Source organism: Bradyrhizobium sp. AC87j1, assembly GCF_002936975.1.
GTDB classification, from domain to species: domain Bacteria; phylum Pseudomonadota; class Alphaproteobacteria; order Rhizobiales; family Xanthobacteraceae; genus Bradyrhizobium; species Bradyrhizobium shewense.
Genome location: NZ_PTFE01000041.1, coordinates 1 through 11,878 on the forward strand (window position 1 = coordinate 1; position 11,878 = coordinate 11,878).

Genomic DNA, 11,878 nt, shown 5'->3' on the forward strand with positions numbered 1-11,878 from the left:
ATCCTGAAAGCGCTCGACCGCTATCCCTATGGCTGCTCGGAGCAGATCACGAGCCGCGCGATGCCGCTGCTCTATGTCAACGACCTCGCGGCCGGCGCGCACCTCGCCATGGATACCGAGGTCGACCAGCGCATCCGCGACGCGATCGAGCGGCTCTTGGCGCGTCAGGGCTCGAACGGCTCGTTCGGCCTGTGGTCGGCCGGCGGCGACGATGCCTGGCTCGACGCCTATGTGACGGACTTCCTCACCCGCGCCCGTGAGAAGGGTTTTGCGGTGCCGGACGTGCTGTTCAAGAACGCGCTCGACCGCATCCGCAACTCCGTCGTCAACGGCAACGAGCCGGAGAAGGACGGCGGGCGCGATCTCGCCTATGGCCTCTATGTGCTCGCCCGCAACGGCGCGGCGCCGATCGGCGATCTCCGCTATCTTGCCGACACCAAGCTCAGCAACCTCGCAACCCCGATCGCGAAGTCGCAGCTCGCGGCGGCGCTCGCTCTCGTCGGCGACCGCAACCGCGCCGAACGCGTGTACGGCGCCGCGCTCGACAGCCTCGCGCCAAAGCCCGTCCTGGAGTTCGGCCGCACGGACTACGGCTCGCAGCTTCGCGATGCCGCAGCTTTGGTGTCGCTTGCCAGCGAAGGCAACGCACCGAAGGCGACGCTGACGCAGGCGGTGTCGCGGGTCGAGACCGCGCGCGGGCTGACGCCCTACACCTCCACGCAGGAGAATGCGTGGCTGGTGCTGGCGGCGCGGGCGCTGGCCAAGGAGAACCTGTCCATGGAAGTGGACGGTCAGCCGATCAAGACCGCGCTGTACCGCAGCTATAAGGCCGCGACGCTGGAGGGCAAGCCGCTGAAGATCACCAACACCGGCGATGCGCCGGTGCAGGCGGTGGTCTCGGTGTCTGGCTCGCCGGTGACGCCGGAGCCGGCAGCATCGAACGGCTTCAAGATCGAGCGCAATTACTTCACGCTCGACGGCAAGCCGGCCGACATCAGCAAGGTCAAGCAGAACCAGCGCTTCGCTGTGGTGCTGAAGATCACCGAGGCCAAGCCTGAGTACGGCCACATCATGGTGTCCGACTATCTGCCGGCCGGCCTCGAGATCGACAACCCGAAGCTGGTCTCGTCGGGCGACAGCGGCACGCTGGACTGGATCGAAGACGGCGAGGAGCCTGAGGATACCGAGTTCCGCGACGACCGGTTCACTGCGGCGGTCGATCGCGCCTCGGATTCGAAGTCGGTCTTCACCGTCGCCTATATCGTGCGCGTGGTCTCGCCCGGCAAGTACGTGCTGCCGCAAGCCTATGTCGAGGACATGTACAATCCCTCGCGCTACGGCCGGACGGGCACGGGCACCGTCGAGGTGCGGGCGGCGAAGTGAGTGCTGATTGAATGAGCGCAGCGGAGCCACATACTCAGTCGTCATGCCCGGGCAAAAGCGCGAAGCGCGTCTTCGCGCAAATGTCCCGGGCATCCACGAACTGTGGCGCAGCGGGCAAGAACATGGATGGCCTGGACAAGCCCGGCCATGATGCAGCAAGGGGCCGCGGCCTTCGTATCCTCTCCGCCCTCGCACTCTCTTTCATCCTCGCCATCACCGGCTTCGTCGGCTGGGTCTACTCCCTCGGACCTCTCCCGCTCGACGAAGCCCGGCACGTCTCCACCACCATCGTCGACCGCAACGGCAAGCTGCTGCGGGCCTACGCCATGGCGGACGGCCGCTGGCGGTTGCCGGTCGATGCCAAATCCAGCGTCGACCCGACCTATCTGAAGCTGCTGTTCGCCTATGAGGACCAGCGCTTCTACAGGCACAACGGTCTCGACCCGCTCGCACTCGGGCGCGCCGCGTTGCAGCTGGCGACGCGCGGCCACATCGTCTCGGGCGGCTCGACCATCAGCATGCAGCTGGCGCGGCTGATGGAGCCGCGGCGACAGCGTTCGCTCTACGCCAAGCTGCGGCAGATGGTGCGCGCGATCGAGATCGAGCGCAGCATGAGCAAGGAGCAGATCCTCGACCTCTATCTCGCGCTGGCGCCTTATGGCGGCAATCTCGAGGGCATCCGCGCCGCCTCGATCGGCTATCTCGGCAAGGAGCCGAAGCGCCTGTCGCTGGCCGAAGCCGCGCTGCTGGTCGCGCTGCCGCAGTCGCCGGAGACGCGCCGCCTCGACCGCCATCCGGAGGCCGCGCGCAAGGCGCGCGATCGCGTGCTCGACCGTATGGTCGAGGAGCATGTGGTCAGCGCAGACGACGCAAGGCAGGCCAAGGCCGTGCCCGTGCCGAAGCTCCGTAAGCCGATGCCGATCCTGGCGCCGCATGCCTCCGATACCGCGCTGTCGACGGTCAAGGATACGCCGGTCATCAAGCTGACGCTGGATGCGAATTTGCAGAAGGTGCTGGAGCCGCTGGCCCGCGACCGTGCCATTGCGCTCGGGCCGAACATCTCGGTCGGCATCATCGTGGTCGACAACGAGAGCGGCGACGTGCTCGCCCGCGTCGGTTCGGCCGATTACTTCGACGAGAGCCGGGCAGGGCAGGTCGACATGACCCGCGCGATCCGCTCGCCGGGATCGACGCTAAAACCCTTCATCTACGGGCTCGCCTTCGAGGACGGTTTCGTCCATCCGGAGAGCCTGATCGACGACCGGCCGGTCCGCTTCGGCTCCTACGCGCCGGAAAATTTCGACATGACCTTCCAGGGCACGGTGCCCGTGAGGAAGGCGCTGCAACTCTCGCTGAACGTGCCCGCGATCGTGCTGCTCGACCGCGTGGGCTCCAGCCGACTGGCCTCGCGGCTCCGGCAGGCCGGCGGCAATCTGGTTCTGCCCAAGGACGAAGCGCCGGGGCTCGCCATGGGGCTCGGCGGCGTCGGCGTGACGCTGCAGGATCTCGCCCAGCTCTATACGGGCTTTGCCCGCCTCGGCACCACCAAGCCGCTGCGCGAGGTGATGGCTGACAAGGACGACCGCGAGCCACTCCGGCTGCTGGATCAGGTCGCGGCCTGGCAGGTCGGCAACGTGCTGCTGGGAACGCCGCCGCCAGAGAACGCCGCTCACAACCGCATCGCTTTCAAGACCGGGACCTCCTACGGCTATCGCGACGCCTGGTCGGTCGGGTTCGACGGCCGGATGACCATCGGCGTCTGGGTCGGCCGACCCGATGGCGCGCCGGTTCCAGGCCTGATCGGGCGCGTCGCCGCCGCACCGATCCTGTTCGATGCCTTCGCTCGCACCGGCAAGACTCTGGCCGCGTTGCCGAAGCCGCCAAGGGGAACCCTGGTTGCCAGCAACGCCAAGCTGCCGTTGCCGCTGAAGCGGTTCCGTCCGGTGGGAGAACTGGTGCGGACCGGCCGCGAGCAGGCGCTGCACATCCAGTTCCCGCTGAACGCCTCGCGGATCGACGTCGATCGCTCCGGGGGGCAGGAGAGCGCCGCGATGCCGGTCAAGGTCGCTGGCGGCGTGCTGCCCATGACCGTCATGGTTAACGGCACGGCGCTCGGCGAGATCGATGGCCGCCGCCAGCGCCTGATCGATCCGCCCGGTCCGGGCTTTGCGCGGCTCACCGTGATCGACGCCACGGGCGCCGCGGACACAGTTGTCATTCGAATTCAATGACCCTGCCTCAAGCGGTTGTGGCGATGGCGGTTTCAGCGTAAGCGGAACCAATGGCCGAGACCTATCCTACACCCCGTTTTGGAGCTCCCCGCGAGCCGAAATCGCCCGCGAATCCGGGCAGCGGGCTCGTGCGCATGCTCGATGTCGTCACGGCCAGCCATGCCCGCGCCGTCGCCTTCCTGCTCGTGTGCGCGCTGCTGTTGTTCCTGCCGGGCTTCTTCACGATCCCGCCGATCGATCGCGACGAGGCGCGGTTCGCCCAGGCCACCAAGCAAATGGTCGAGAGCGGCGACTATGTCGATATCCGCTTTCAGGAGGACGTCCGCTACAAGAAGCCGGTCGGCATCTACTGGTTGCAATCGGCGACGGTCGAAGCCGCCTCGATGCTCAAGCTGCCGAAGGCCGAATTGCGAATCTGGGTCTACCGGCTGCCGTCGCTGTTCGGGGCGATCGGTGCCGTGCTCATGACCTATTGGGCGGCGCTCGGCTTCGTCACGCGGCGCGCCGCGGTGCTGGCGGCGTTGATGATGTGCGCTTCGGTGCTGCTCGGCGTCGAGGCGCGGCTGGCCAAGACCGACGCGATGCTGCTGTTTTGCGTGACCGCCGCGATGGGTGCGATGGCGCGCGCCTATCTGTCCTGGCAGCGCGCCGAGGACGAGACGCATCCGCCCTGGAGCTGGCCCGCGATCTTCTGGACCGCGCTTGCGGTGGGCATCCTGATCAAGGGTCCGCTGATCCTGATGTTCGCGGCGCTGACCATCGTCGCGCTCGCGATCCAGGACCGCGATGCCTCCTGGCTGTGGAAGCTGCGCCCGGTCTGGGGCCTGATGTGGATGCTGGTGCTGGTGCTGCCCTGGTTCGTCGCGATCTTCTGGCGCGCGGGTGATGCCTTCTTTGCCGATTCCGTCGGCGGCGACATGCTGAGCAAGATCGGCGCCCAGGAATCCCATGGTGCGCCGCCCGGACTATACCTCGCGCTGTTCTGGATCACGTTCTGGCCGGGCGCGCCGCTCGCGGCGATGGCGGCACCTGCGGTGTGGCGGGCTAGGCGCGAGCCCGGCGCGCAGTTTCTGCTGGCCTGGCTGATCCCGTCCTGGATCGTGTTCGAGGCGGTGCTGACCAAGCTGCCGCATTACGTGCTGCCGCTGTATCCGGCGATCGCCATCCTCACCGCCGGCGCGGTGGAACGGCGCGTGCTGTCGCGCTCCTGGCTGATGCGCGGTTCGGCCTGGTGGTTCGCGATCCCCGCGGCCACCTCCATCATCGCGGTGGTCGGCGCGGTGATGCTGACGCGGCAGCCGGCTTTTGTGGCCTGGCCGTTCATCGCGGCATCGCTGATCTTCGGCCTGTTCGCCTGGTGGCTCTACGACAACAATCGCGCCGAGCGCTCGCTGCTCAACGCGCTGGTCGCGGCCTTGATGCTGGCGGTGGTGGTGTATGGCATCGTGCTGCCGTCGCTGACGCCGCTGTTTCCGAGCATCGAGATCGCGCGCGCCTTGCGCAACGTCACTTGCGTCGGGCCGAAGGCGGCGGCTGCCGGCTATCACGAGCCGAGTCTCGTGTTCCTGACGGGCACCCAGACCCTGCTCACGGACGGGTCGGGTGCGGCCGACTTCCTGAGGCAGGGCAGCTGCCGCTTTGCGCTGATCGAGCAGCGTTCGGAGCGGAGCTTCGTGCAGCGCGCTGAGGCGATCGGGCTGCGCTACAAGGTCGGTACCCGCATCGACGGCTATAATTTCTCGCAAGGGCGCGCGATTTCGATCTCGATCTTCCGCTCGGAAGGCACCGAATAGGATGCCTGTTACGACCAGCCCCGCGCCCCGTCCGGGCTATCCCGCGCAATTGCTCGCCGTGTCCCGGCGCGCGCTGGCGCAGCTCGTCCGCACGCCCTCGCATTCGCGCCGCGCAGAGGCCGCGCGAAAACTGGCGCGACATTCGCTGTGGCTCAGCGCGGCGGGCGCGGCCCTGATCATTGCGCTGATGCTCGCGTTCGACCAGACCGAGATCCAGCTGATGCCGGCGCGCGGCACGCCAAGCCTGTGGCCGATCCGCATCCTCACCGATTTCGGCAAGGACGAGTATCTGCTCTCGGTGCTCGGGGGCTTGCTGGTGGTGTTGGCGCTCGTTGCGGCCGGGCTTCACGGCACAAGCCGCGCGCTGCTCCTCGGTCTCGGCACACGGCTGCAGTTTGTGTTTCTGTCGATTGCCGTGTCGGCATTCGTTGCCGAGGTCCTGAAATATATCATCGGCCGCGGACGTCCGTTTGTCGGCGGCAAGGCCAATCCGTTCAACTTCGTGCCGTTCGAGGGGACGGGGGCCTATGCAAGTCTGCCGTCGGGCCATGCCGTGGCAGCGTTCGCTCTGGCATTTGCAGTATCGGCATTGTGGCCGCGCCTGCGCGTGTTCATGTTCACTTACGCAATCGTGATCCTGCTGACGCGTCTGGTGCTGGTCGCGCATCACCCGAGCGACGTCGTGGCCGGCGCCCTGGTCGGCACGGTCGGCGCCATGGCGGTCCGCTATTGGTTCGCGGCCAGGCGGCTGGGCTTCGCCATCTGCGCCGATGGCACCATTGTGCCCCTTGCCGGGGCGGTTTCGGGCCATCTCAAAAGGGTTGCCCGCGGGGCATCCGCCCCATAAAAGCGGCTGCTTGTCGGGGGCCGCCGGTTCCCCGGGAAGGCCCATTCCAACCACGAGCCTCGATTTGTCGTCGTCCCAGCCTTCGGTTTCCCAGCCCTCGGTTTCCATCGTCGTTCCCGTGCGCAACGAAGCCGACAACATCGCGCCGCTGATCGCGGAGATCGGCGCCGCGCTCGATGGCCGCTGGGCCTACGAGATCATCTACGTCAACGACGGCTCGACCGATGCGACCGGCGAACGGCTCGCGGCGATCATGGCGCAGCGGGACAATCTGCGCCAACTCCGCCATGCCAGATCAGGCGGCCAGTCCGCGGCCGTGCGCAGCGGCGTGCGCGCGGCGCGCGGCGCGATCGTGGCGACGCTCGATGGCGACGGCCAGAACAATCCGGCCTTCCTCCCCGACCTGATCGCGGCGGTCGAGAAGGGAGCAGGGCGCGTCGGCCTCGCCGCGGGGCAGCGCGTCGGACGCAAGGATACCGGCTTCAAGAAATTCCAGTCGCGCGTGGCCAACGGCGTCCGCAACTCCATCCTGAAGGACGGCACGCGGGATACCGGCTGCGGGCTGAAGGCATTCCGGCGCGAGGTCTTCCTGATGATGCCCTATTTCGACGGGCTGCATCGCTTCCTGCCGGCGCTGGTCCGGCGTGAAGGCTACGACATCGCCTATGTCGACGTGATCGACCGGCCGCGCCATTCCGGCGTGTCCAACTACGGCTTCTTCGACCGGCTGTGGATCGGCATCATGGATCTCGCCGGCGTGTGGTGGCTGATCCGCCGCAAGAAGCCGACACCCGATGTGACTGAGGTGAACGCATGATCATTCAATACGGTCAGGCGCTGAGCAACTATCTCTACGACGTCTTCGTCGCCAAGTTCGATTTCTGGCTGGCGTTCGGCCTCGTCGCGCAGCTGTTCTTCACCGCGCGCTTCCTGGTGCAGTGGATCGCGAGCGAGCGCGCCGGCAACAGCGTGGTGCCGATGGCGTTCTGGTTCTGCTCGATGGGCGGCGGGCTGATGACGCTGGTCTACGGCGTCGTGAAGCGCGAGCCGGTCATCATCCTCGGACAATCGCTCGCGACCATCATCTATATCCGCAACATCATGCTGATCATCAAGAACCGCGGCCGCGCCTCGAAGACGCTCGATCGCTGAGCCCAGGTTTTAGCGCGGCAACGCCGAGGCCGCGCCTGAGGCTGGCAGGGCCGCTGTCTCCGCCTCGGTCCTGCGATAGGGCACGCCGGCCGCGTCGAGCACTGGGTAGGCGACCGAGCAGATGTGCGAGTGGATGCGCCTGAGGTCGCGCAGCACGTCGAGATGCAGCGAGGTCGTTTCGATGGTTTCGGGGCGACCCTCGCGCAGGCGGTCGAGGTGGCGCTCGACTGCGGCAAGCTCGGTGTTGCGCAGTGCAGTTTTCTCCACCAGCAGCTTGCGCGCCTCGTTGGCGTCGCCCGACATGAAGACGCCGAAGGCGATCCGCAGCGAGTCCATGGTGCGCTTGTGGAAGGCGGCGAGCTCGTCGGCCCCTTCCGCCGAGAACTGGAAGCGTCGCTTGATCTTCTTGGTGGCGAGTTCGCTCAGGCTCTTGTCGATGATGTCGCCGATATGTTCGAGGTTGATGGCGAAGGAGATGATCTCCATCGCGCGCCGCCCTTCGCTCTCGTCGAGGCTGCCCCGCATCAGCTTGGTCACGTAGAGCTTGATGGCCTCGTCGAGACCGTCGACGAAATTGTCCATCTTGGAGACCTGGTCGACCAAGGCACGGTCGCCGGTCATCATCGCCGCCATCACCTTGCGCAGCATGACCTCGACGAGATCGCCCATCCGCAGCGTCTCGCGGGCGGCGTCGGCGAGCGCCAATGACGGCGTCTCCAGCGCGGTCTCGTCGAGATAGCGCGGCCGGGCTGGGTCGGCCTCCTGCACGCGATCCGGCAGGAGGCGGGTGAGCAGGCGCGACATGGTGTCGAGCAGGCCGATGAAGACGACGGCGGTGCCGACATTGAAGGCGATGTGGAAAGCCGCCGTCATCTTGGCCAGATCGGGCTGCCAGGCGTGCATGTGCTCGGCGATCGTGCCCAGGAAGGGCAGGACGAGGGCAATCCCGACGACGCGGTTGACGAGATTGCCGACCGGCAGGCGATAGCTCGCGGGATCGTCACGCCTGGCGCCCTCGAACACGGGATTGATGGCACTGCCGAGATTGGCTCCGAGCACCAGCGCTAGCGCCGCGTACGGCGTGATGAACTGCGAATAGGCCAGCGACATGATCAGGAGGACACTGGCGACGCTCGAATGCACGGCCCAGGTGACGAGGGCAGCGATGACGATGCACAATATGGGATCGCCCGTGATGGCCGACATCACGATGCGGACGCCCGGTGCGTTCTCCGCCGGCGCCAGCGTGTCGAGCAGGATGTGCAGCGAGAGCAGCATCAGGCCGAGGCCGATGCAGACGCGGCCGATGTCCTTGATCCGCGAGCGCGGGCCGGAGCGGAAGGCGACGAGGCCGAGCACGAACAGGACCGGCGCGACGGCTGCGATGTTGAACGACAGCACCTGCACGATCAGCGTCGTGCCGACATTGGCCCCGAGCATGATGGCGAGCGCAGCGGCGAGGCTGACGAGCCCCTCGGCTGCGAACGAGCTCGTGATCAGGGCGGTCGCGGTGCTGCTCTGGAGCAGCGCGGTGAGGCCGAGGCCGGCGGTGAAAGCGCTGGCGCGGTTGCTCAGCGCCTTGCCGAGCAGGCGCCTGAGGTCGGGACCGAAGGCGCGCAAGATCCCGCTGTGGACCATATGCAGGCCCCACAGCAACAGCGCAACGCCGCCCATCAGATCGAGCAGAACCAACGTTCCCATGCTCCGTGTCCGGATTGGAGTCGATTGGTGAGGCTAGCGCCAAATGCTTGAGGTTCAAACCTTTTGTTGGCGCGTTGGCGTTAACGTTTACGCCAGCTGCACGTTCCCGCGGCGCGTTGCGCGTCCGCCGCGGCGCGCGTTGGCGCGTCCGCAGTCGAGATGCCTTGTGAGCAGGCTCACATTGCCGCTTTGAGGGCAGCGAAGCCGCGGTCGAGATCGGCCTTGAGGTCGTCGACACTCTCCAGTCCGATATGCAGGCGCAGCGTCGGGCCGCCCGGCGACCACTTGGTCGCGGTGCGATAGGCATCGCAATCGAAGGGAATCGCAAGGCTCTCGAAGCCGCCCCAGGAAAAACCCATGCCAAACAGTTTGAGCGTGTTCAGCATGGTGTCGACGGCCTTCTGCGGGGCCGGCTTCAGCACGATGCTGAACAGGCCCGAGGCGCCCGTGAAGTCACGCTTCCAGATCGCGTGACCGGGATCGGTCTCGAGACCCGGATGCAGCACGCGCGCGACCTCGGGTCGGCCAGCCAGCCAGCGCGCCATGTCGAGCCCGGAGCGATGATGCTGCGCCAGTCGCACCGACAGCGTGCGCAGGCCGCGCAGCGCCAGGAAGACGTCGTCGGGTCCGGCGCAGACGCCGAGCAGGCGGATGCCTTCCGCAATCTGCGGCCAGGCCTTGGCATTGGCCGAGATGGTGCCGAACATGATGTCGGAATGGCCGCCGATATATTTGGTGGCGGCCTGCATGCTGATGTCGACGCCCTGTTCGAGCGAGCGGTGATAGAGTGGCGTCGCCCAGGTGTTGTCGTCGATGACGAGCGCGCCGCGCCCATGCGCGACTTCGGCGATGGCGCGAATGTCCGGCATCTCGAACGACTGCGAGCCTGGCGCCTCCACCAGCACCGCCCGGGTGTTCGGCTTGAACAGCTTGTCGATGCCGGCGCCGATCATCGGATCGAAATAGGTGGTCTCGACGCCAAAGCGGGTGAGCAGGCCGTTGGAGAAATTGCGCGAGGGCCGATAAACGTTGTCGCAGACCAGGAGATTGTCGCCGGCCTTGAGCACCGAGAGCAGGGTGGTCGAGATCGCCGACAGCCCCGACGGGACGATGCCGACGCCGGCGCATTGCGGTCCCTCCAGCGCCATCAGCGTCTCTTGAAACGCCTTGGTGGTAGGGGAACCGTGGCGGCCATACGTGAATTCGCCGCGATGGGCGTGCAGGTCCTCGGCGGTCGGGTAGAGCACGGTCGAGCCGTGAAAGACCGGCGGATTGACGAACCCCTTCTGCGCCTTGGTGTCGCGGCCGGAGGTGACCAGCCGGGTCTCGGCCTGCTGCTCTTGAGGGTGCGAGGAATCCATGCGTCTGCTTTCAAAACCGCGTTTCCGCTGGGGCTTGGCGCCTGACGGGCTGGCCGAAAGGCCGCTGTCGTTAATAACAGAACACAGAAGAGTCCCGTCAACCCCTTGACCCGGCACGCCAGTCGTTCTGTGATGCGCAGGTGCTATTCAGTCGCCGCATGTTGAGGGGCCTGCCGCGACCTTCGATCCATCGTCTGACCGGACCTTGCGCCACAGCCATATCGGCGGGCGCCTGCGGCGGGGATTAAGGTATGGCCTCCCGGGATCGGCGGGTGTTCGGCAAGGTTTTCCAGCATGACTCTTGCAGGGCTGGCCTTGATACGCCTGGCCCTGGCAGCGATGATCCTGAGATAACGTTCCTTGAGACGACTTTGAAAGGCCCAAAGCCCATGAAACGCGTAACCCTGGCTCTCACCCTTGCTCTCGCCACCGGCCTCTCCGCCCAAGCCGCCGATGCGCAAACGCTCAAGACGGTCAAGGACCGGGGCATGCTGTCCTGCGGCGTCAGCCAGGGCCTGCCGGGATTCTCCTCGCCCGACGACAAGGGCAACTGGACCGGCCTCGACGTCGACGTCTGCAAGGCGATCGCCGGGGCGATCTTCAACGATGCGACCAAGGTCAAGTACGTGCCGCTGTCCGCCAAGGACCGCTTCACCGCGCTGCAATCCGGCGAAATCGACGTGCTCTCGCGCAACACCACCTGGACCATCTCGCGTGATACCTCGCTCGGCGCCAATTTTACCGGCGTGACCTATTATGACGGGCAGGGCTTCATGGTGAAGAAGTCGCTCAAGGTGAATTCGGCGCTCGAGCTCAACAGTGCCTCGGTCTGCGTGCAGACCGGCACCACCACCGAGCAGAATCTGGCCGACTACTTCAAGGCCAACAACATGAAATATGAGGTGATCGCGTTCGGCACCAACGACGAAACGGTCAAGGCCTATGAGGCCGGACGCTGCGACGTCTTCACCACCGACCAGTCGGGCCTGTACGCCAACCGTCTCAAGCTTGCCAATCCCAACGACCACATGGTGCTTCCCGAGATCATCTCGAAGGAGCCGCTCGGCCCCATGGTGCGCCACGGCGACGACCAGTGGTTCGACATCGTGAAGTGGACGCTGTTCGCGATGGTCACCGCCGAAGAGCTTGGCGTGAGCTCGAAGAACGTCGACGAGAAAGCGAAGCTGGAAAATCCCGAGTTGAAGCGCGTCCTCGGCACCGACGGCAATTTCGGCGAACAGCTCGGCCTGACCAAGGACTGGGTGGTGCGGATCGTGAAGGCGGTCGGCAATTACGGCGAAGTGTTTGATCGCAATGTCGGCGCCGGCTCGCCGCTCGCCATCAATCGCGGTCTCAACAACCTCTGGAACAAGGGCGGTCTTCAGTACGCGCCGCCGATCCGCTGATCAT

General features: G+C 66.2%; 9 protein-coding genes. 7 read left to right on the top strand and 2 right to left on the bottom strand.

The annotated features are described in order from the left end of the window. From CV770_RS21220 to CV770_RS21245, 6 genes are all read left to right on the top strand, one after another. A partial coding sequence (locus tag CV770_RS21220) for an alpha-2-macroglobulin family protein (protein ID WP_502693607.1) occupies window positions 1-1,383 on the top strand: 1,383 nt, incomplete at its 5' end. A gap of 122 nt (window positions 1,384-1,505) precedes the next feature. After that, on the top strand, window positions 1,506-3,614 hold the full coding sequence (gene pbpC, locus CV770_RS21225) for a penicillin-binding protein 1C (RefSeq protein ID WP_104463709.1): 2,109 nt from the start codon (window positions 1,506-1,508) through the stop codon (window positions 3,612-3,614). Window positions 3,615-3,664: 50 nt separating this feature from the next. Continuing rightward, the gene (locus tag CV770_RS21230; protein ID WP_104463710.1) at window positions 3,665-5,407 is read left to right on the top strand and encodes an ArnT family glycosyltransferase; all 1,743 of its coding nucleotides are present in this window, start codon (window positions 3,665-3,667) and stop codon (window positions 5,405-5,407) included. 1 nt (window position 5,408) lies between these two features. Next, a complete protein-coding gene (locus CV770_RS21235) occupies window positions 5,409-6,254 on the top strand; it encodes a phosphatase PAP2 family protein (RefSeq protein WP_104463711.1) in 846 nt (281 codons plus the stop codon). A gap of 64 nt (window positions 6,255-6,318) precedes the next feature. After that, the gene (locus CV770_RS21240; protein WP_165637340.1) at window positions 6,319-7,071 is read left to right on the top strand and encodes a glycosyltransferase family 2 protein; all 753 of its coding nucleotides are present in this window, start codon (window positions 6,319-6,321) and stop codon (window positions 7,069-7,071) included. Next, the gene (locus CV770_RS21245; protein WP_018323154.1) at window positions 7,068-7,406 is read left to right on the top strand and encodes a lipid-A-disaccharide synthase N-terminal domain-containing protein; all 339 of its coding nucleotides are present in this window, start codon (window positions 7,068-7,070) and stop codon (window positions 7,404-7,406) included. The genes CV770_RS21240 and CV770_RS21245 overlap by 4 nt, the downstream gene beginning before the upstream one ends. Window positions 7,407-7,415: 9 nt before the next feature. On the opposite strand, the gene CV770_RS21250 is transcribed toward CV770_RS21245, so the two are convergent. Both CV770_RS21250 and metC read right to left on the bottom strand, forming a co-directional pair. Beyond that, the gene (locus CV770_RS21250; protein ID WP_104463712.1) at window positions 7,416-9,107 is read right to left on the bottom strand and encodes a Na/Pi cotransporter family protein; all 1,692 of its coding nucleotides are present in this window, start codon (window positions 9,105-9,107) and stop codon (window positions 7,416-7,418) included. 176 nt (window positions 9,108-9,283) lie between these two features. After that, window positions 9,284-10,468, bottom strand: coding sequence for a cystathionine beta-lyase (gene metC / locus CV770_RS21255; RefSeq protein ID WP_104463713.1), 1,185 nt, complete (start codon window positions 10,466-10,468; stop codon window positions 9,284-9,286). Window positions 10,469-10,857: 389 nt separating this feature from the next. Here metC and CV770_RS21260 point away from each other — a divergent pair, with 389 nt between their 5' ends. Beyond that, the gene (locus tag CV770_RS21260) at window positions 10,858-11,874 is read left to right on the top strand and encodes an amino acid ABC transporter substrate-binding protein (RefSeq protein ID WP_104463714.1); all 1,017 of its coding nucleotides are present in this window, start codon (window positions 10,858-10,860) and stop codon (window positions 11,872-11,874) included. Window positions 11,875-11,878 lie beyond the last annotated feature (4 nt).